Origin of the sequence: Citrobacter sp. Cf072, assembly GCF_030334485.1 — a bacterium.
Classification (GTDB): domain Bacteria; phylum Pseudomonadota; class Gammaproteobacteria; order Enterobacterales; family Enterobacteriaceae; genus Citrobacter; species Citrobacter freundii.
In genome coordinates this window covers 905825-926057 of record NZ_JAOWDX010000047.1, presented here as the reverse complement: position 1 = coordinate 926057, position 20233 = coordinate 905825, and the positions used below count along the sequence as shown (strand labels likewise).

The following is a 20233-nucleotide window of genomic DNA, read 5'->3' as shown; positions in this document are numbered from 1 at the left end:
TGCCCGGTAGCGCTAGCGCTTACCGGGCCTGGATCGCTATCCCGCTTTTTGTACGTTATGATGCTTCTCCATCCCAGGGAGAACGCTAATGAAACCACAGGTTTATCACGTCGATGCCTTTACTTCAGTACCCTTTCGCGGCAATTCAGCGGGAGTGGTGTTGCATGCTGACGGATTGAGCGAAGCACAGATGCAACTTATTGCTCGCGAGCTGCGTCATTCGGAAACCGCATTCCTGCTGACCAGTGACGACAGCGATGTTCGCATTCGTTATTTCACGCCGACGGTCGAAGTTCCTATCTGTGGACACGCTACCGTCGCCGCACATTATGTGCGCGCCAAGGTGCTGGGTCTGGGCAACAGCACCGTCTGGCAAACCTCGCTCGCCGGTCGTCATCGGGTCGATATTGAAGCGAGTGACAATGACTATCGCATTAGCCTTGAACAAGGCGTACCTGGATTCGAAGCTCCGCTGGAAGGTGCTGTACGTGCCGCGATAATCGATGCACTGCACCTGAGCGAAGACGATATGCTGCCCGGATTACCCATTCAGGTAGCCACCACCGGACACTCTAAAGTAATGATTGCGCTGAAGCCTGAGGTGGACCTCGACGCCCTTTCCCCGGATTTGCCTGCCCTGACCGCTATCAGCCAGCAAATTGGCTGTAACGGTTTCTTCCCTTTTCAAATTCGCAAGGGCGAAAACGCCACCGATGGCCGCATGTTCTCGCCTGCTATTGGTATTGTGGAAGATCCGGTTACCGGCAATGCCAACGGTCCAATGGGCGCGTGGCTGGTTCAACATGGGTTGATGCCGCATGACGGGAAAACGCTACGTGTTCAGGGACATCAGGGCCGCGCGCTCGGGCGTGACGGTATTGTTGATGTGACGGTGGCTATCCGTGAAAACCTGCCGGAAAAAGTGAACATTACCGGTTCGGCAGTGATCCTGTTTCACGCCGAATGGGCGATAGATTTTTAATTGTTCCCGTAGGCCGGATAAGGCCTACAATCAAAACAGACAAACTAAAGCGAACTTTAAAATCGACCATAGGCTTAAGTTCTTCTTATTGGGCAGAGCCAGTAAATATTTTTGCGAAAAAGAATTTAGAATCTGTATTCTCAATGCGCGACATAAGGAGAACATTTAAAACCTTGTCTGGAACGCTCCACTTCACAGAGAATGAAAAAGACATTGTTAATCAACATGCTAATAAAATCATCGGAAAAAACATTATGACAGATATGATTATATTATTGAGAAACGTGAAACCACGTTAAAATGGGAGAAGGCATTACAGGTTCCACTGTCAAATGACGGGCTTAATGAGATTAATCTCATCATAGAAAAGAAAAAGAGTTTACGAGGCATTTATCTAATGAATTTCAATTAAACTGGTTATAAAAGGCCTGAATTATTTTAAAAAAGATTCAGGCTTTTTTTATAATTTGCGATGGCAGTCACAATAATTAAATTACAAATAGTTTGATATCATACTTTCTTTAGTCTTGATATTTAAAATAAGGATTTGCCATATGAGTTTCTGGGATGCTAAGAAAGGATTTTTATTATCTCCGGGAGATAGAACAAGTTGTGGTGGTTATATTTTAGAAAATTCCGACCTTCCTCGTATTAGAGGAGTAAAAATAGCATGTGAGGGGGATGAGTATATATGTGGTTTTGATGGTCAACGATACCAAATTGAGGGTGGCGTACCAAATGGCTCACATATAGAAGCAAGCAGGATTTTATATAGAGACACCTTCAAAAGTGCATTTGATAACGACATTGATCATGAAGGTCGAAAAATAACACCTTCTTCAGAAATATTCAGACAAATGCAAGAGGAAACCGGTTTACATAGACGCTCGCATGATTCACTTAGAGACTTCGATGAAAGATTTGAACACGATGATTTTATTGGTACGGCTGGAAGGATAATACTTGGACGGAAAAAATTATTACTGGAGAAAAGAAAAATAAATTCTTAACTTCAAATCTTAGCACAGGTTTTCGAACAAGGATTCCCAAACATTTATTTGATATTTACTCAAGGATGGGGCGAGATTTATCAGATTATGAAACCGAAATAATATGTCTCCTTGCAGGTTCCGCACACAGCAGAGGTTCATGCAAATGTCATTGCAGGTTTACACCGCATTTTAATATAACATACAGATATGATGAATACCTTTTGTCCAGTTTTCAGTCAGTAAATAGTACCAGTAGTTCAATACCTGATACACCACCTGTACGGCAGCAGCGCCCCCCAGAAGCAAGACAAACGGTAGAACCTGGTTTTTGTGTAGTACCAGATCAAACATCACCTAAGAAATATGAGTGTGAGTTAATAGTCAATCCGCCATCAGGAGTAAAAGAGTTATACCGCAAGCTAAATCCAGAAATGGAAAAAAACCAGGCTCTATATTGATAGTTGTTGATCCTGAAAAGCAAGATCAAAAGCAGATTCAGACTCTGCAAAAAGCACGAGATAAAATTGATAAAGCACTTGAACCTCTTACTATAGAGGAAGCAAAACTTTTACACGATAACAGAGCCGTCGTAGATACATTTTCATATCAGCTTTATGGAGATTATTTAGGTAAGGCCGGGGATGGTTTTGGATATATAAGTGAAATAGGCAAAGGATACTATGAAGAGATAAATGACATATTAAAAGAAATTGAAGATCTATACAAAAAAACTTACACGCATAATAATGGAAAAATATCTGGAGAGGAGTTTTTTGGACAAAGATCGAGGCTTTTTAAAAGATTGGATATTGTATTAAATAAGTTCTCTAAATCACAATTAAATTTAGAAGAATATAACAGTATAAAGAAAGCGCTGGGCCTCTCAACATCTTCTGTTATGCATAAGTGGAACCAATCTGGAGTCGATAATATTGAAGGATATGCGAATTATATTGAGCATTCTTCCAAATTGATAAAAATAATGAAAAATGTAGGATACATTGGTGTTGGCTTAGATTTTGCTGGTTATTCAGCAAATGTATATGACGCTTGTTCCAGAGGCCGTGAAGATGCTTGCAAAAAGGCTGCAATTACTGAATATAGTAAGTTTGGTTTTAAACAGGGGACGAGTATGGGGGTTGGTTGGGCCAGTGGTTTAGCTGCGCGAGGTGCCTGCATGTGGGTTCTTGGGCTAGTAACTACGGAAGTGGGCGCCGTAGGTGCTAGTTTATGCTTTGTAACGGGGGTTGGCGTAAGTATAGGAACCGCAAAAGTTGTCGAGGATAGTGCTGAACATTATGGTGAATTATTCGGAGAACATATAATTTATGAGCAATTATTTAAAAAATAATCCAAACTTTATTTTATATTTAATAACATTCTCCATGATTGGAATGTTATTTATTGTTATTATTTCATTGGTAAATAAAAAATATTATGCTATGGTTGTTGATTTATATATTAAAAAGTATAATAGATTGCCTATTATGGCAGGATTAGCAAAAGAAGCTAGCCTGATATTAACACCAGGGTCATACCATGCAAAAGTTGGTTTTATTATGGATTCATTAATATTGCCGTATAACAAGTTCTCTAATCATGATATGACAATAGAGCAATATAATTACATTAATTCCTTACCAATGAAATTAACTATTGGATTTAGAATTGAGGGTTTTCTTTGGATTATATCGATTCCACCAATGTTAATAGGATTTATTTTACACGCATTATTTGAATGATAATTCAAAGGGACTCCATTGGAGTGCTTGTTATTTTTTATTTCAATGCCCCATAAATCTGATCAACAATCCAGCCATATGTAGCAACAGGTAGTAACCCGCTTACAAATACATTCGGATTTACTTTAGGGTCTGCCGGATAAGGCGATGACGCCGCATCCGGCACTATTCTCACCCCCTATTTCCCCGCCTCTGGATGCGTATCAAACGCCGCCATGACCGTCGCCAGCTCATCTTCGGTAAACCCATGCTTCGCGTCATCCACGCCCAGTCCAAACTGTTCCTGCAGCAAGGCATACAGGCTGGCGACATCGGGCAGATTAATCTGCTCTACCGCACGACCATCCTGATAACGGGTGAAATGAAAATTGGTCAACGTCAGCTTACCGCCGTCCGGAAGATGACGACACATCAGCAAATGATGACGAAAATGCGATTGTGGCCAGTGCGCGGACCAGAAATTGCCCATCAGATAATCGCTCTGGTGCTGCACGACCAGATCAAAACAGTACATTGATTGCCAGTGATCGTGATGGCGGAACTGCAGGATCCAATCGTCCCCCTCCTGAACCAGGCGATATTCGCCGTGTGGCGTTTGCTGCTCAATATCGGACTGCAGACGAATCGGCGCCGTCAGCGTTTGTCCGCCGAAGCCAACGTCGGCGATCCACTGCTCTCCCTGTAATTCAACCAGCAACAGACGATGCGTGCGCGGCGGCAGACTTGACGGATTTGCCAGTACCACACGACCGAGAAGGCTGCGTACGTTAAAACCGATTTCGCGTAACGCGCGCTCAAACACTCCATTCTGTTCAAAGCAATAACCGCCACGACGCGCCGTCACCAGCTTCTCTTCCAGCGACAAATCGTCAAGCTGCATCTCTCTTGGCAGTAATACATCCAGGTTTTCAAACGGAATCGCGCCGTTGTGCAGTAAATGCAGCGCTTTTAAAGTTTCAATGTCGACGCTGGCCGAATCTGACCAGCCAATACGGGCAAAATAAGCGGTTAAAAAAGGCGTCATAGGGAGTTCCTGTTCGATTAATGCAGTACTTATAACGCATTTTTAATTTTACGCCGTCGATTTTGTGCGTTGTTCCTCCAGACGAGGCGACAAAATCGCTAATACCGTTAATATCTATATCTATTGTGGTGTGTTATCTCTCAGCCCAGGAGCATCCATGAGCCATTTCCGTTCAATCGAATTAAAACATGCCAGTCGGCTGCTTAACCACGGCCCTACGATACTGATCACCAGCCGGGATGAGCATACCGAGCGGCGCAATGTGATGGCGGCGGCATGGTCAATGCCGGTAGAATTTGAACCGCCGCGGATTGCAATTGTTGTTGATAAGACCGCCTGGTCGCGTGAACTGATTGAGCGTAGCGGCAAGTTCGGCATTGTTATTCCGGGCGTGGCCGCCACCAACTGGACTTACGCGGTGGGCAGCGTTTCCGGTCGCGTGGAAGATAAATTTAACTGCTACGGTATTCCGGTGGTAAAAGGTCCGGTGCTGGGATTACCGTTAATAGAAGCGAAATGTCTGGCCTGGATGGAGTGTCGCCTGTTGCCTGCAACGGCGGCACAGGAAAAATATGACACCCTGTTTGGGGAAGTGGTCTCGGCTGCCGCTGATGAACGAGCTTTCGTGGAAGGACGCTGGCAGTTTGATGATGATAAACTCAATACCCTGCATCATCTTGGCGCCGGAACGTTTGTCACCAGCGGGAAACGCATAACAGCGGCTGAATAATACGGGCGCAATAATCGCCCGTTCTCTTTCACATGCTGTAGCCGGGTTTTTTAATCAGCCTCGTCATCTGTGGCGCAATTTCCGCATCCCACACGCTCTGCCACTCCCCTGGCTCAATTTCATTCAGCGCCACGCTCACTGAACTCTCTTTGCTTTGTAAATGACGAATAATGACTTCGGTAATATCCGCCGCCAACGCGGCCTTCTCTTCTTCGTTCAAATCGCGAGGAAAACATTTGATATCAACGTGCGGCATGACAGGTTCCTTATTGTTTTGGGATGCAGGTAACTTATGCGGACTCTCGTTCAACCAGGTGAAATCCGACATCAATAATATCGTCTTCACGTGGAATTTGTTCGATACGATCGAGGCGACGCGTTGTCCAATAGCCCGGCGATCGGCGGTCCATAGCAAACCATGACGACGATAACCTTTTTTCAGCAAATAGTCTGCCACCGCCTGCATCACTTTTTCCGCGGTCTTCGGGCGCACCAACTGCGGGCTATTTAGCGCCCTGCTCACCCTCATGGGTGACAATCCCCAGTCTTTTGATTACGCCATTCTGTACGTCGGTTCGATGGGGCTGATTGGCCTGATTTCTTATCTGTTTATCGTGGGTCCATTGGATCGTATTACGCTGACCCTTCTGTCGCGTAATTTAACCTTATGGCGATAGTTCGCCCGCTGTTCCGGGATTTGCACTCCTGCGGAACAGCGTTTTTTTATTCAAATAATCTTATTGTTTTTCAGTACAGTACGTAGCCTCGGATGCTGACAAACTGCATCAGCGATAGCGCTAATATTCGGCGTGTTGTCCTGAAACCAGTCATGCCCTGGCCCCCAGGTGCGCATAACGGCAATATATACGTCCAGTAGTGTTAGCTGATCCCCGAATGCGTACGGCTCGGCGTTTAGCTGATCGTTCAGCCACATATAGAGGGATTTACGGTACTCAATGCAGTTCTTTTTCAACTGCGCCGGGGAGTCCGGTACCCAGCGTTCTGGATAGTCGGCATAGGTAAACGTGGGATAGACATTTGCCACCAGCCATATCAACAGACGCTGAAACTGCTGGCGTTCGGCGTGTCCAACGGGTGGTGAAAGTTCAGGGCGACGATCGAGGATCATCAGCGCGATCGCCGCCGTTTCCGTCATCACACTGCCATTTTCCAGTACCAGCGTGGGCACCTGGCATAGTGGATTCATCGTCTTAAGCAACTCCCGCTGAGGGCCGTCACTGTCAAAACCGTCGACATTAATAAAATGATAAGGGATCTCCGCCAGTGTGAGCATCACTTCACTGATGGCCGATCCCCAGCCCGGTACCCCATAGACCTTAATCATGCTGCAATCCCCAAAGTTAAAACCCTAAGTGTAGAGCAGCATTCGGCAACCTATGCAGACGTGATTATTACTTTCATAATAACAATGGTCGAATACCGGGGGAGAATAAGCAATGCGTTCCAGTATGTTTGAATATATGAACATTTTTGTACAGGTTGTTGAGCAAGGTGGATTTGCCAGAGCAGCAGACGTGTTACACCTGCACCGCCCTGCAGTGACCAAAGCTATCCATCATCTTGAAGACGATCTGGGAGTAAAGTTGCTTAACCGCACGACTCGTAAAGTGAGTCTGACAGAAGAAGGTGACGCTTTTTACCAACGCACAAAAATCCTGCTCAGTGACGTTGATGACATCATGGCTTCTTTCTCACCCACTCGCCCTCCGCGCGGAAAACTCAGGGTGAATGCCCCCCTGTCGCTGGCTCACTCGGTATTAGTCCCGGCCCTGAACGATTTCCAGTCGCGCTACCCGGATATTGAGATTGTCCTCACCTCCACCGACCGCAGAATCGATCTGCTTGCCGAAGGTATCGACTGCATGATTCGCATTGGCGAGTTACAAGACTCTTCTCTGATTTCACGGCGGCTTGGCGAGGTAAAAATGGTGACATGCGCGTCACCGGATTATCTGCAACAACATGGCGTACCGCAGACACCAGAGGATTTATCCCGACATCAGGCAATTAACTTTTTCAGTGAACGTCATCGTGAAGCACTGGAATGGTCCTTCGTCCGCGAGGGTGAAACCGTGTCGTTTATCCCCGCAGGTCACATCAGCGTTGATAACTCCGACATCCTTTTGACAGGCTGTTTATCCGGACTCGGTATCATCCACGGTGTGCACGCGGTACTGGCCCCCTGGATCCAGTCGGGCCAGCTCGTTGAGGTGCTGGCTGATTATGCCGGGGAATCAAAACCGGTTTCTGTGCTTTACCCCGACAGACGTCATCTTGCCCCCCGTGTTCGGGTGTTTATTGACTGGCTGTGTGCGCTTTTTACCGAGCAAAAATCGCGCCTACAGGGATTATTATAATCTAAGTAATAGTGAAGTTCCGCAACGGCGGTTTTTCACCCTCATCTGAGCCGTTAAATTGTGCAGACCCAATACAGAACAATTTACAGAGGTTTGCTATGTCTAAGGTCGTGGTTTTTAATCAACCAGGCGACGCTGACGTCCTGACAATCCAGGATATGCCAGTTTCTGCTCCTCGTGCGGATGAAGTTCAGATACGCGTACGCGCAATCGGCATTAACCGTGCGGAAATTATGTATCGTACCGGCCAGTATATTTACCAACCCAAATTTCCGGCTCGTCTGGGCTATGAGGCTTCTGGCGTTGTTGAATCCGTGGGAGACAACGTGCGTGAGTTTGCACCTGGCGATTACGTTAGCGTCATCCCGGCTTTCAGCTTCCATGAGTATGGTATGTACGGTGAAGTCGTCAATGCTCCAGCCCATGCTGTCGTAAAACATCCTGAGAATCTTAGCTTCGAGGAAGCAGCGGCGAGCTGGATGATGTATGTGACCGCTTTCGGTGCGCTGGTTGAATATGCGGATATTCAGCCTGGTGATAACGTGCTGATCAATGCTGCTTCCAGCAGCGTCGGACTGGCGGCAATTCAGATTGCTAACATGCGGGGAGCAAAACCGATTGCGATGACGCGCACCAGTGAGAAACGTGCCCAGCTTCTGCAACTTGGCGCGGCAGAGGTTATCGCCAGCCAGGAGCAGGATCTGGTGGCGGAGATTAACCGGATCACTGACGGCAAAGGTACCCGCGTGGTCTTCGATCCGGTCGGTGGCCCTGGCGTGGCAAAAATTGCCCAGGTGATGCCTGCCGGCGGACTCTTTTTCCAGTATGGCTCTCTTGATGCGCGTGATTTGTCGATTCCGGTAATTGAGATACTCGGTCGCCATCTGACCTTCCGCGGCTATGAGATTTTCGAAATCACCGCGGACGCAGAAAAACTTTCGCGGGCGAAACGGTTTATCTTTGAAGGATTACAGTCCGGCAAGCTCAAACCGCTGATTGATAAAACCTTTGCCTTTGATGATATCGTTGAAGCACATCAATACATGGAAGCCAACGGTCAGGTGGGCAAAATCGTCGTCACCCTGTAATCCTTGTGCGGCACAGTCTTGTGCCGCAATGTAACTCAAAGCACTTTCGGGTGCGCGTGTGATGTGGATGATTCAGCACCTAATATTGTACGTTAATGCTATTTTATGACCATCAAGAAATGAGTAAAATTACCGTTTCTGATTGCCGGAAAAGTGTCTGAATGCGGCATATCTGGAAGGGGTTGCACCCTATCGCATCTATACGGGGTCAGTTTGGATATCGGAAATTATTGTTAAGGTTGTTTTTTAACCACTCAGATGTGAGAAAACCGCTCTCTGAGCGGGTTCTCGTATCTTGATGGGCGATGCTGAGAGCGCCTCTCAAACGATCTTAAGAAGATCCTTCTGAATCTTTGACCGTAATAGTATAGGTTTTATCGAACTCTCCTGATTTTGAAAACATTCCGCCACCTAAGCCCCCATGTACTCGCACTTTAGCTATGCCTGCTTTTGTTGGTGTCCCTCTAATCTGGATACAATTATTGAATTCATTATCATCACAATACTGTAGGTGAAGCCCTAAATTATCTGGATGAATATCTCCAGCAATAGCTTGTTTACCATAAAGATCATAAGAAAGAACTACCCCACCAAATATATTAATTTGGTTATAATAGGGAATGCCAACAGTTGCATCATTAAGTACCTCCCTTTCTGGAGTGAATTCTGCCTGCAACGAACAGGCAGATAGTAATAATAAAGGCAGAACCAAAAAAATTTTCCCATTTTATTTCAATGGCTTGAAAGCCATTCCTCCAAAAAACCTGTTGATAAAAAATTGCAAATCTTTTTTTGGTTTTATCCAGTTTTTTTCCTTTCCCCAAGAAAACAATTCCAAACTAATATATCCATTAGGATCTTGCATGACTGAACCATTCCAAACAACCCAGTGTGTAGGTAATGTTGTTTTATTTGTACTATTTACAAGAAGTCCATCATTTATCAATGTTACGACTTTATAATCTTGCTCAATATATTTATTTAAATCTCTGATTCCCTGAACACCCGCCTGAGTAATACCGACATTACTAAAGACCATTTTATAGCCGACCTTTTCAAACCATTCTGCCAAAATTTGCCAAATTGTGATACCAGCAACTGGAGAATCAAGAGTATCAAAGCTCAGCATTGTATTCTCTGAATCCCTGAGTCCAGCAAGCGTCATCCAGTCTGTACCGACTATCTTCGGTCTGCCGTCATCATAGTAAAATACACCTGTAGGATGCCGACAGCCTTTACCTGGCGAAATTATTAAATTACCTATTTTAGTTTTTCCGTATCGCCAGAGTTCACGGGCAGCTTGCGCATACACATCAGGGCGATCCTTTTGCAGGCAGTAAAAAAATGCAGCAGGTCCACATACACTTGCAGCTATTTGATTAGGGAAATCAAATCCGTTAAATCTTTCTTCTATTTGACGTTCTACTAATTTTTTATCAAAAGAATCCCTGGAATTACCAATAGGATATTCTTTCGCTATAAATGGTCGCTCCTCGCGGGTTATAGTAACTAGTTTCGTTTCGCCCCCCTGACTATCAGGTTTAGGTGTGCCTGCCGATTCAAAATAACAGAGATTTTCACGTTTCGCCTCAGAGCACGCCTTACCTGTACTAAATTCTGCAAGCGTATACATCTTTGTGAAAGGTTTTGGAGTAACACTGTGGGTATGCAGCATCGTCTTACGATAAAGCGTCATTTCCATAATGTAGATAGTTGATAGAGGCTCGTTTATATCTTCAGACATATGTATCTGAGTTTGGTGGTTATCCTTAAATTTCTGCTGTCTCACATCTATCAAATAATATTTATTTCTGTCGGTATCCATACGATAAATACATAGATCATATAATAAAGAGTCTGCGGGAACATTAGAGCGAATGCTGGTGCTAAGCGGGTAAACAGCCATAATTAATCCATTAATATGTGCAGGTTAATATTTTCAGCGGATTCAGCATAATGCCACTCTGTCATTCCTTGGCTATCTGTATTCCTCGTTTCTGTATGGCCGTCCGGGAGTATGAGAACATACCGGCAATCCACCATCAGTCTGCCGTCATCATCTGCACACTTAAAACGAATACACTTTCTGCTGCTGACATCCTGTGAGCTCTGCATCATTATCGATAATTGACTGGTGTCGAGGGTGGTTAAAGTGCCCGCTCCACTGCTGGTATATTGTGTGGCTGTACCAAAAACATAGTGATTGGGGCCGCCACACAACACCCTGTCGCCAGTAGCTACATATGCTTTACCATTTTCCATCCAGTCCAGTCCAGTGCAGAAGCAGTAATAATTTCTCCATAACTTGTTTTATCGCCGAGACAGGCCAGTGCTCTTACCATTTTCAATTCCTTAGTTAAAAAGTGGTAATACTCAATGGCATGATACATAACATATGATTTAAGCAAAGTTTTACTATGCTTTCTCACAACTTCACTAAGGGTGATATATTCCAGACCCAAGTCATTATTCACCTGATAATAAAATGATTTTTCGATAATTATTCACTGAAGAGTCTTACTCAAAAGGAAGACTAATTTAGGATTAACGGACATTCATATTTTCTTGTTAATTTCACCCTTTGGACGCGGTCTCAAAGCACTTTCGACAAAAACTGCTGGGTGCGCGTATGGCGTGGATGATTCAGTACCTGCTCGCTGCTGCCCTGTTCGACGATTTTGCCATCAACCATAAACACCACCTGATCCGCCACTTCCCGAGCGAAGCCAATCTCGTGCGTCACCACCACCAGCGTGGTTCCCGACTTCGCCAGCGCTTTGATGACATCCAGGACTTCGCCCACCAGCTCAGGATCCAGTGCAGATGTAGGCTCATCAAACAGCATGACGCGCGGATTTAGCGCCAGTGCACGGGCAATAGCGATACGCTGCTGTTGACCGCCAGATAAGTGACGCGACCAGGCATCGGCTTTATTGCGCAACCCTACCGCATCTAGCAGCGTTAATGCCCGCTCGGTGGCGGCTTTACGCGATGCCAGTCCGTGCGCAATGGGCGCTTCAATCAGGTTCTCCAGCACCGTTAAGTGCGGGAACAGATTAAAGTTCTGGAACACATAGCCGACGTTAACCCGCTGGCGCAAAATTTCCGCCTCTTTCAGCTCATACAGCTTGTCTCCCTGCAGACGATAGCCAATGTAATCGCCATCGATTTGAATAAAACCCTCATCGACGCGTTCCAGATGGTTGATGGTACGCAGGAGTGTGGATTTCCCTGAACCGGACGGCCCGAGAATGACCGTAACCGTTCCGGGAGGGATCTCCAGCGACACATTATCCAATGCTTTGTGGCGACCAAAGTATTTGCTGACGCCGGTAATAGAAATATGACCTTCAGGCGAGAGGGACATGGACGGCCTCCTGCTGTGGACGTTGACGACTGCGTTTTTCTGCACGGCTCACCCGGACGGTGTTGATCGCTGAACGTCGTTCGCTGCGTGCCAGCGCACGTTCGACCAGATGCTGAATAAGCGACAGGATGCTGGTGATCACCAGATACCACACCGCACCCACCATCAGCAGCGGGATCACTTCCTGCGTGCGGTTGTAGATCATCTGGATGGTGTAGAACAGCTCCGGCATTGCCAGCACGTATACCATCGCCGTCCCTTTCGCCAGGCTGATGATTTCATTGAAGCCAGCAGGCAAAATGGTGCGCAGCGCCTGCGGCAGAATAATCCGCAGCGTACGTCGCCCTGCCGGTAAGCCCAGTGCTGCCGCTGCCTCGTACTGACCGTGATCAACCCCCAAAAATCCACCACGTATAATCTCAGCGGTATAGGCGCTTTGCACCAGCGTCAGGCCAACCACCGCAGTGGAAAACTGACCGAGTACATTGATGGTCTCAAAACTTCCCCACTGAATGGGAGTAAACGGAATACCAATCGTCAGCGTGTCGTATAGATAGGAGAAGTTGTACAGAACGATTAGCACCACAATCAGTGGTAACGAACGAAACAGCCAGATGTACCCCCAGGCCAGACAGTTCAACAGCCAGGAAGATGAAAGCCGCGCCAGCGCCAGCAGACCGCCGATGAGAATACTCAACAGCGTCCCGATAAGTGTCAGTAACAGCGTTTGTCCAAGACCAGACAAAATCACCGGATCGAAGAACCAGCGGGCAAACACACTCCATTCCCAGCGCGGATTAAACGCCACAGACTGGAGAATCACCGCCAGGGCAAACAAAGCAATGACCGCGCCAACGGTGCGCATGGGGTAACGCGCCGGTACGACTTTAATGCTATCTGTCGTTTTCATCTTCTCTCCTCAGGCGATTCTGGCCTGACCGGCAATAGTCAGCAGTTTGGTAAAGCGCAGCCGTCCATCAAACGGTGGCTGGCTGTACTCTTCGGGATTGCGCGTCGTATCAAATTGCGGATCGTAGCCCTGGCTTAAATAAAGTCTGACGGCCTCCGGCTGGCGAAATCCTGTGGTCAGATATATCCGGCTGTAGCCCGCGAGTAGCGCCCGACGTTCCAGTTCCTGCACTACACGCGCCGCAAGTCCCTGCTGACGCAGGCTGCTTTTTGTCCAGATACGCTTAATCTCGGCAGTGTCCTTGTCGTAAGGTTTGTAAGCCCCGGTGGCGATAATTTCGCCGCCACGCTCCAGGATCACAAAAAGTCCCTGCGGTGCCAGATACCATTCGGTCAGTTCCACTTCAGCGTCACGAGAAAAATAATCGCCATAGCGGGCAGCATACTCACCGAACAGACCGTTCAAAATGGGCTGTAGCTCGCTGGCTTCAGGTGAGACCACGCGAAATTGATCGCTCACGATGACCTCCTTAATCGCCTAAACCGGCCGGGTTGATTTCAGATTGCGGAATGCGTTCCACCCCTTCTCCCCAGCGATTCAGCACCTTGTCATAATCGCCGTTGCCAATCACGCCGTTGAGGGCGGTTTGTACCGGCAGAACCAGACCGCTGTCCTTTTTCAGCGTCACAGCGATGTGTGCCGCTTTTGGCCAACCACCATCAACACTACCCACCAATTGCGTTTTACCGTTGAGTGCAGCTTTCCATGCGCCGATTACATTAGGACCGAAGTAGGCATCGGCGCGGCCTGACTGTAGGGCCAGGGTTTGCGCGGCATCATCTTTCGTATACACCGGCGTAAACGGCTGTAACCCTTTCTTAACGTTCTCATCGTTCCAGGCCAGCAGGATGGCTTCCTGGTTCGTCCCTGAACCAACGATAATGCGCAGTCCAGCGATATCTTCCGCCTGCTCGATTTTCTTCAGCTTGCTACCGGTTTTGACATAAAAGCCAAGAGAGTCCTTCCGATACGTCGCGAAATCGAATTTTTCTTTGCGTGCTTTGGTGACGGTAATATTGCTGATCGCGGCATCGTATTTGCCGGAAGTGACGCCCAGCGGCCAGTCTTCCCATGACGTAGGTACGACGTTGAGTTCCAGCCCCAAACTGTCAGCCACCAGCCGCGCGATGTCCGCCTCGCTGCCGATCAGCGTCTTATTGTCATCGGCAAAGACGGTCAGCGGCGGTTGACTGAGCCCGGCAATCGCCACGGTGAATTTGCCCGGTACGGCCAGGTGCAGATTTGCAGGCAATTGCGCAATCGCCTGCGGATTCTTTGCCGTATTGATCGGCGTTTTATTGGCTTCCAGACTTACGCCCGTGCCGTTAATCGTCACATCATTTGCCCAGATAGTCGCGCTGAAAGCCAGCGACAGCGCGAGGAATACTGATTTTTTCTGCATAGCGTTTTTCTCTTATTGTGCGAATTGATTTGCAGGTGTCGTTAATCCCAGGCTTGCGCGCAGGGTCGTACCGGGATATTCATGGCGGAACAGGCCCCGCGCCTGAAGCACAGGGACAACCTGTTCGACAAAACGCGGGAAGGTATCCGGCGTTCCGCCCTGGATAATAAAACCATCTGCGGCTTTCTCGTCGAACCACTGCTGCAGGCCGTCGGCGACCTGTTCCGGCGTGCCGCTGAAACGCGGACGTGGGCTGGCCGCTTCAAGAGCAACCTGACGGAGTGTTAAGCCACGCTCGCGCGCGTTGCGTTTGATCTCATCAGTCGTACTGCGAAAGCTGTTTTGTCCGAGAGAGCCAAGATCCGGGAACGGTGCGTCCAGCGGATATTGGGCAAAATCATGATGTTCAAAGTAGCGGCCAAGATAGTTCAGCGCGTCGGTAACGGAGACCAGCGCAGCGGTAGTCTGATACTGCTGCTCAACGTCCTCTTCGCTGTCGCCAACAATAACGCTGACGCCCTGGAATATATGCAGTTGATCGGGATGTCGTCCGGCATTTTCCAGCTGACTTTTTACATCCTGATAGAACGCCTTAGCCTCTGCCAGCGACTCCTGATGGGTAAAAATGGCATCAGCATGCTGCGCCGCTAATTTCTTGCCATCTGCTGAAGCTCCCGCCTGAAATATAATCGGACGACCTTGTGGCGTACGCCCAATATTTAACGGCCCGACGACCTGGAAATAATCTCCATGATGGTTTAGCGTGTGCAGTTTATGCGGATTAAAAAATTCCCCGCTTGTTTTATTACGGGTAAAAGCATCGTCTTCCCAGGAATCCCACAGTCCTTTCACTACCTGTAAATATTCATCGGCAATACGATAACGCTGGGCATGCTCCGGATGCTGAGCGCGAGAATAGTTTTTTGCCGATCCTTCCAGAGGCGACGTAACCACGTTCCAGCCCGCACGCCCGTTGCTGAGATGGTCCAGGCTGGCGAACTGTCGTGCGGTCGTAAACGGCTCGCTGTATGATGTGGACACTGTGCCAACCAGTCCCAGATTCTGGGTGATGCTGGCCAAAGCGGATAATACTGTTAGCGGCTCAAAACGATTTAAAAAGTGCGGGATTGATTTTTCATTAATATACAGACCATCGGCGACAAAAATAAAATCCAGCTTCCCTTTTTCCGCAATAAGCGCCGTCTCTTTGACAAACTCAACATTAATACTGGCATCGGCCTGAGCCGCCGGGTGGCGCCATGCGGACATATTTCCCGATGCGCCATGCAGAATAGTTCCGAGCCGTAGTTGCCGATTTTCAGCCATAATAACCCCTACCCAACAGGTAAACTTAAAGGTGTGCGAATGCCGTTTTTGCTAACTGCGCAAAGTAATGTGCGGCAGGTTCAATTAAACGTTCGTCTGGATTAAATCCCGGGTGATGTAATCCGTATTCACTGGCGCTGCCAATACTGACAAATGCGCCTGGCGTATTTTGCAGGTAGACGGCAAAATCCTCCCCGCCCATATGCAGGTCAGCATGGTGAGTTGTGTAGCCTGACTGTTTCGCCACCGTGGTGGCGATATCGGCCCAACGCGCATCGTTCACCAACGCGGTCGGCCCCGCATGCCAGATAACGTCTATTTGTGCGCCAAAGGCATGGGCAAATCCGGCAGCGATGTCATTAACCCGTGCTTTAACCTGCTGCTGTACCTGAGTCCGGTGCGTTCTGAGCGTCCCTTCCAGCTCAACGGACTCTGGCAGTACGTTCCATGTATTTCCTCCCTGAATACGGGTCACGCTGAGTACCACCGAATCCAGCGTGTTAACGTCGCGACTGGCAACGCTTTGCAACACGGTTACCAACTGGCTGGCAAGCAGGATGGCATCTTTGCCTTCATGCGGACGCGCCGCATGTGCGCCCTTGCCATTTATGCGCAGCACGAAGCGATCGACATTGGCATAGAACGCACCGCCGCGTGTTGCAAATTCGCCCACTGGCAAACCGGGCTCATTGTGCATACCAAAAATAGCCGCTACGTTTTGCAACGCACCGGCGCGGATCAACGTTTTTGCGCCGCCGAAACTCTCTTCAGCTGGTTGAAACAAAATACGTACTCGCCCCGGTAAGGTTGTTTCCTGTTGTTTAAGCAGCAGTGCTGCACCAAGCATCACGCTGGTATGGACGTCATGCCCGCAGGCATGCATCACGCCCGGTGTGAGGGAGCGAAACGGAACATCGGCGCTTTCTTCTATCGGTAGCGCATCGATATCCGCTCGCAGCGCGATGACATCTTCTCCCTTGCCGATTTCCGCGACCAGACCGGTTTTCAGCTCGAACGGCAGAATGTCGACATCCGCAGCGTGCAACCAGGCCTGAATGCGCCCGGTGGTTGCTTCCTCCTGCAGGGAAAGCTCCGGGTGCTGATGTAATTCACGACGCCAGTTGATAAGCGTTGAGCTGAGGGTCATCAGAGCACCTCCACGGCATTATGGACTTGTGCCAACAAACGCAGCGATGTCAGACGTGCGTGGCCCTCCGCCACTGGCGTGTCGATAATAAACTCATCAATACCAAATTGCGTATGCAGAGCATTCAGCTTTACCATCACCTCTTGAGCGGTGCCGTGTAACAACGCCAGTTCACGACGCGCGATTTTGCGTGGCGAACTACCCGCCTGTACGGCGAATGCCAGGGCTTGCTCTTCGCTGGCGACTGTAACGCGTTGACCATTTTCCAGCTCAACGCCCCAGATTTGCACGTTTTCCGCCAGTTGCGCAGCGGTATCGTGACTGTCAGCCACAATCACCTGAACGGCGACTATCGTCGGGCGGTCGCTGTGGGTCTGCCAGAAGGACAAAACCTCACGTAATAACGTTTTGTCACCGTTGAGGTGCGCAGCGAAGATAAAATTCCAGTCGGATTGCGCTGCTAACTGTGCGCTTTGCACACTGGCTCCGAGTACAAATCCTTCTGGCGGTATTGGTGGGATTGGCGTCGGGAATACCGTTTCCCCGCTTTCCGTTCCATTCAGCGCCAGCCAGCCGTTAAGCTGAGAAAGCTGATCGGCAAAACTGCCTTTTTCTTCCTGATGCAGTCCATGCTGTAACGCCTGAGTCGACAACGGTAACCCGCCAGGGGCCTTCCCTACGCCGAGATCGACACGTCCAGGAGCCAGTGATGCCAGAAGATTGAAGTTTTCCGCCACTTTGTACGGGCTGTAATGTTGCAGCATCACGCCGCCGGAACCAACGCGGATACGCTGGGTTTGCCCGAGGATCCAGGCGATCACCAGCTCCGGCGATGGACTGGCCAGCTGTGGCGTATTATGGTGTTCCGCGATCCAGAAACGATGGTACCCCCACTCTTCCGCCAGTTGCGCCAGGCGCAACGTCCGGGAAAGCGCAGTCGCGGCAGTTTCACCTTCCCCGATGGGGCTTTTATCCAGAATACTCAGGCGATATGACATGTTACGAGCCTATGTTTGTTAACATGTCTTTATTATTAATTTATCAAATAGCCATACTGAAACATTTAATTCACATTTACTCAGCTAAAAAGTAGATAACAAACCCTGCAGCAGCCAGGGTTAAAATTTGGATCGCCCTGTACCGCTAAACTGAAAAACACCCGCAATTAATAGCCTACAAAATATAATAGGGTCGTTGATATCACGGTAATAACATCAAAATCTTTTCATGCCAGTTTTCTTTTTTCGAAATGGTTTTTTAGCGCAATTTACGTTAAGTCAGTTTAAACGACTTGTAACGTTATGCGCTTGTATTAATTGTTTCACTTTTATGACGCGGGATGAATGATTTACATGGAAATTTTTATTTTAACTACTTCCACAGAAATGATGATTAGTAGAGAATGCAACGTTTCTTATTAAAGCGGTTGAAAACAGATTTCTAATATCCCCCGATTTTATTGCGGGGATTTTTGTATGGATTATACATAGCATCATGGGACCTCTATGAAAAGTAACATGCCCGTTACACAAATTGAGCACGCACTTAACGATAAAGCGACGCTGCTTTCTACGACGGATAAAGAAAGTCATATTACCTACGCCAACTCCGCATTTATTGATGCCAGCGGATTTAACGAACAGCAATTAATGGGCGAACCGCATAATATTATTCGCCATCCTGATATGCCTCCCGCGGCGTTCGCCGATATGTGGTACACGCTACAGCAGGGAGACAGCTGGACGGGAATGGTGAAAAACCGTCGGCAGAATGGCGACCATTACTGGGTTCGCGCCAACGTTACACCGGTCTGGCACAATGAAAAGCTCACTGGCTACATTTCAGTGCGTACCGTTCCTTCGCGCGATGAAATAACTCAAAGCGAAAGTTTATATCAAAAAATTAATAACCAGCAGTTTAAAGGGTTTCGACTTTTTAAAGGCATTATCATTCGCCGCGGCATATTGTCATGGGCATCAATGTTTAAATGGCTGAGCATTAGCCAGCGCGTCAATTATTCTTTAGGGGTAATCGCCCTGCTCGCTGTGCTATTTCTTTTTGCTCCTGTTAATCCATTTATTCAGGCGGGAGGGTTGCTGTTCTTATTTCTGATGCTTGCTATTTACCTTAAGTATCAAATTTGTCAGCCAGTTAATACGCTACTGATGCAAATGAAGAAAGTGGTATCCGGGAGAAAACCTGATAACTGTCATTTAAATCGAGTGGATGAGATCGGAATGCTGATGCGTCTGGTTAATCAGTCCGGGCTTAATCTGAATTCACTGGTCGATGATGTCAGTACGCAAATATCCGGTATTCGCGCTATCAGTCAGCGTGTATCAAAAGAAGGTACGGCGCTGCATAAGCGTTCCGAAGAAACCTCCGCCGACCTGCAACAAACCGCTGCCGCCATTGAAGAAATTGGTAGCGCGGTACAGCAAACTGCTGAGACTGCAGCACATACTATGACCATGGCCGATAAGACCAGCGCCAATGCGGCAGAAGGCGGCGATATCATGAAACAAACTATCGCCATGATGCAGGCGATATCGCGTGACAACGGGCAGATCGTCGACATCATCGGCGTCATTGATAGTATCGCCTTTCAGACCAATATTCTGGCGCTCAATGCCGCGGTCGAGGCCGCGCGAGCCGGAGAGTCAGGACGCGGTTTCGCCGTTGTGGCGGCAGAGGTCCGTAATCTGGCACAGCACTCAGCGTCTGCAGCAAAAGAGATCAAACAGTTGATTGAGAAGAACGTCGCCAACGTGAATAGCGGCGTCAAAATGGTAGAACAAACGGAGACGCATCTTACCGGGATGATTGGCGATGTCCTGCAGATGTCGATGATGATCAAAGATATTAGTCTGGCGACACGTGAGCAAACCCTGGCGCTGGATCTGATTAACGATTCGATTTCACGCGTAGGCACCATGACACACAATAATGCCGAGATGGTAGAGCGTGTCACCGATGCTACCGCCGATCTGACTCAACGTTCATCGCGCTTACAGCAGGCCGTTCAGGTCTTTGGCGTATCAGCATAACCTTACGGCGCTTATCGGGTGATTGTCTCGATAAGCGC

At 48.2% G+C, this 20233-nt stretch carries 21 protein-coding genes and 3 pseudogenes; 9 read left to right on the top strand and 15 right to left on the bottom strand.

Features of this window, described 5'->3' with window-relative positions:
- The first annotated feature begins 88 nt into the window (after positions 1–88).
- From OGX66_RS23210 to OGX66_RS23195, 4 genes are all read left to right on the top strand, one after another.
- On the top strand, positions 89–982 hold the full coding sequence (locus tag OGX66_RS23210; protein ID WP_103798281.1) for a PhzF family isomerase: 894 nt from the start codon (positions 89–91) through the stop codon (positions 980–982).
- Between the two features lie 554 nt (positions 983–1536).
- Entirely contained in the window at positions 1537–1992 is a 456-nt protein-coding gene (locus OGX66_RS23205; RefSeq protein ID WP_270921816.1) for a PAAR domain-containing protein, read from the top strand.
- A 436-nt stretch (positions 1993–2428) separates the two neighbouring features.
- Positions 2429–3325: a hypothetical protein gene (locus tag OGX66_RS23200; protein ID WP_225990947.1), complete on the top strand. Its 897-nt coding sequence runs from the start codon at positions 2429–2431 to the stop codon at positions 3323–3325.
- On the top strand, positions 3303–3716 hold the full coding sequence (locus tag OGX66_RS23195) for a hypothetical protein (RefSeq protein WP_032935715.1): 414 nt from the start codon (positions 3303–3305) through the stop codon (positions 3714–3716). The genes OGX66_RS23200 and OGX66_RS23195 overlap by 23 nt, the downstream gene beginning before the upstream one ends.
- Before the next feature lie 37 nt (positions 3717–3753).
- On the opposite strand, the pseudogene OGX66_RS23190 reads toward OGX66_RS23195, so the two are convergent.
- Both OGX66_RS23190 and nhoA read right to left on the bottom strand, forming a co-directional pair.
- Positions 3754–3852 (bottom strand): annotated as a pseudogene (locus tag OGX66_RS23190) (hypothetical protein); the annotation flags it as partial.
- Positions 3853–3894: 42 nt separating this feature from the next.
- Complete coding sequence (nhoA, locus tag OGX66_RS23185; protein WP_136345645.1) at positions 3895–4740, bottom strand: N-hydroxyarylamine O-acetyltransferase; 846 nt, start codon at positions 4738–4740, stop codon at positions 3895–3897.
- 157 nt (positions 4741–4897) lie between these two features.
- Between nhoA and OGX66_RS23180 the strand changes: the two genes are divergently transcribed.
- Positions 4898–5470: a flavin reductase family protein gene (locus OGX66_RS23180; protein ID WP_003020117.1), complete on the top strand. Its 573-nt coding sequence runs from the start codon at positions 4898–4900 to the stop codon at positions 5468–5470.
- A gap of 28 nt (positions 5471–5498) precedes the next feature.
- Here OGX66_RS23180 and pptA read toward each other — a convergent pair whose 3' ends face one another.
- Together pptA and OGX66_RS24660 are read right to left on the bottom strand one after the other, a co-directional pair.
- Positions 5499–5726, bottom strand: a complete 228-nt coding sequence (pptA, locus tag OGX66_RS23175; RefSeq protein WP_003843703.1) for a tautomerase PptA — start codon at positions 5724–5726, stop codon at positions 5499–5501.
- 195 nt (positions 5727–5921) lie between these two features.
- Positions 5922–6008, bottom strand: a pseudogene (locus OGX66_RS24660) (LacI family DNA-binding transcriptional regulator); the annotation flags it as partial.
- On the opposite strand from OGX66_RS24660, the pseudogene OGX66_RS23170 reads away from it, so the two are divergent.
- Positions 6007–6147: pseudogene (locus OGX66_RS23170) on the top strand (glucarate transporter); the annotation flags it as partial. The pseudogenes OGX66_RS24660 and OGX66_RS23170 sit on opposite strands and share 2 nt — an antisense overlap.
- Positions 6148–6197: 50 nt before the next feature.
- On the opposite strand, the gene OGX66_RS23165 reads toward OGX66_RS23170, so the two are convergent.
- On the bottom strand, positions 6198–6815 hold the full coding sequence (locus OGX66_RS23165; RefSeq protein ID WP_003020128.1) for a glutathione S-transferase family protein: 618 nt from the start codon (positions 6813–6815) through the stop codon (positions 6198–6200).
- Between the two features lie 112 nt (positions 6816–6927).
- Here OGX66_RS23165 and OGX66_RS23160 point away from each other — a divergent pair, with 112 nt between their 5' ends.
- Positions 6928–7848: a LysR family transcriptional regulator gene (locus OGX66_RS23160; protein ID WP_270921818.1), complete on the top strand. Its 921-nt coding sequence runs from the start codon at positions 6928–6930 to the stop codon at positions 7846–7848.
- Positions 7849–7946: 98 nt separating this feature from the next.
- Positions 7947–8936 carry a zinc-dependent alcohol dehydrogenase family protein gene (locus OGX66_RS23155; RefSeq protein WP_136345646.1) on the top strand — a complete coding sequence of 330 codons (990 nt, stop codon included), beginning with the start codon at positions 7947–7949 and terminating at the stop codon, positions 8934–8936.
- Positions 8937–9267: 331 nt separating this feature from the next.
- On the opposite strand, the gene OGX66_RS23150 is transcribed toward OGX66_RS23155, so the two are convergent.
- The 10 genes from OGX66_RS23150 to OGX66_RS23110 form a co-directional block, all read right to left on the bottom strand.
- Positions 9268–9648, bottom strand: coding sequence for a hypothetical protein (locus OGX66_RS23150; protein ID WP_174500878.1), 381 nt, complete (start codon positions 9646–9648; stop codon positions 9268–9270).
- Between the two features lie 15 nt (positions 9649–9663).
- Positions 9664–10842 carry a hypothetical protein gene (locus OGX66_RS23145; protein ID WP_136345648.1) on the bottom strand — a complete coding sequence of 393 codons (1179 nt, stop codon included), beginning with the start codon at positions 10840–10842 and terminating at the stop codon, positions 9664–9666.
- A 2-nt stretch (positions 10843–10844) separates the two neighbouring features.
- Positions 10845–11198, bottom strand: a complete 354-nt coding sequence (locus OGX66_RS23140; protein WP_229235644.1) for a hypothetical protein — start codon at positions 11196–11198, stop codon at positions 10845–10847.
- Positions 11199–11529: 331 nt separating this feature from the next.
- The gene (locus OGX66_RS23135; RefSeq protein ID WP_136345649.1) at positions 11530–12303 is read right to left on the bottom strand and encodes an amino acid ABC transporter ATP-binding protein; all 774 of its coding nucleotides are present in this window, start codon (positions 12301–12303) and stop codon (positions 11530–11532) included.
- Positions 12287–13213 carry an amino acid ABC transporter permease gene (locus tag OGX66_RS23130; RefSeq protein WP_003843709.1) on the bottom strand — a complete coding sequence of 309 codons (927 nt, stop codon included), beginning with the start codon at positions 13211–13213 and terminating at the stop codon, positions 12287–12289. Before OGX66_RS23130 ends, OGX66_RS23135 begins: the two co-directional genes overlap by 17 nt.
- 9 nt (positions 13214–13222) lie before the next feature.
- Positions 13223–13732 carry a GNAT family N-acetyltransferase gene (locus OGX66_RS23125; protein WP_003843710.1) on the bottom strand — a complete coding sequence of 170 codons (510 nt, stop codon included), beginning with the start codon at positions 13730–13732 and terminating at the stop codon, positions 13223–13225.
- A 10-nt stretch (positions 13733–13742) separates the two neighbouring features.
- Entirely contained in the window at positions 13743–14675 is a 933-nt protein-coding gene (locus OGX66_RS24655; RefSeq protein ID WP_136345650.1) for an ABC transporter substrate-binding protein, read from the bottom strand.
- 12 nt (positions 14676–14687) lie between these two features.
- Positions 14688–16001: an LLM class flavin-dependent oxidoreductase gene (locus OGX66_RS24650; RefSeq protein WP_167736293.1), complete on the bottom strand. Its 1314-nt coding sequence runs from the start codon at positions 15999–16001 to the stop codon at positions 14688–14690.
- Positions 16002–16026: 25 nt separating this feature from the next.
- Positions 16027–17148 (bottom strand): amidohydrolase, encoded by a 1122-nt coding sequence (locus tag OGX66_RS23115; RefSeq protein WP_048232077.1) that lies wholly within the window; start codon positions 17146–17148, stop codon positions 16027–16029.
- On the bottom strand, positions 17148–18146 hold the full coding sequence (locus OGX66_RS23110; RefSeq protein WP_136345652.1) for an MsnO8 family LLM class oxidoreductase: 999 nt from the start codon (positions 18144–18146) through the stop codon (positions 17148–17150). The genes OGX66_RS23115 and OGX66_RS23110 overlap by 1 nt, the downstream gene beginning before the upstream one ends.
- 507 nt (positions 18147–18653) lie before the next feature.
- Here OGX66_RS23110 and OGX66_RS23105 point away from each other — a divergent pair.
- A complete protein-coding gene (locus tag OGX66_RS23105) occupies positions 18654–20195 on the top strand; it encodes a methyl-accepting chemotaxis protein (protein ID WP_136345653.1) in 1542 nt (513 codons plus the stop codon).
- The last annotated feature ends 38 nt before the right edge of the window (positions 20196–20233 follow it).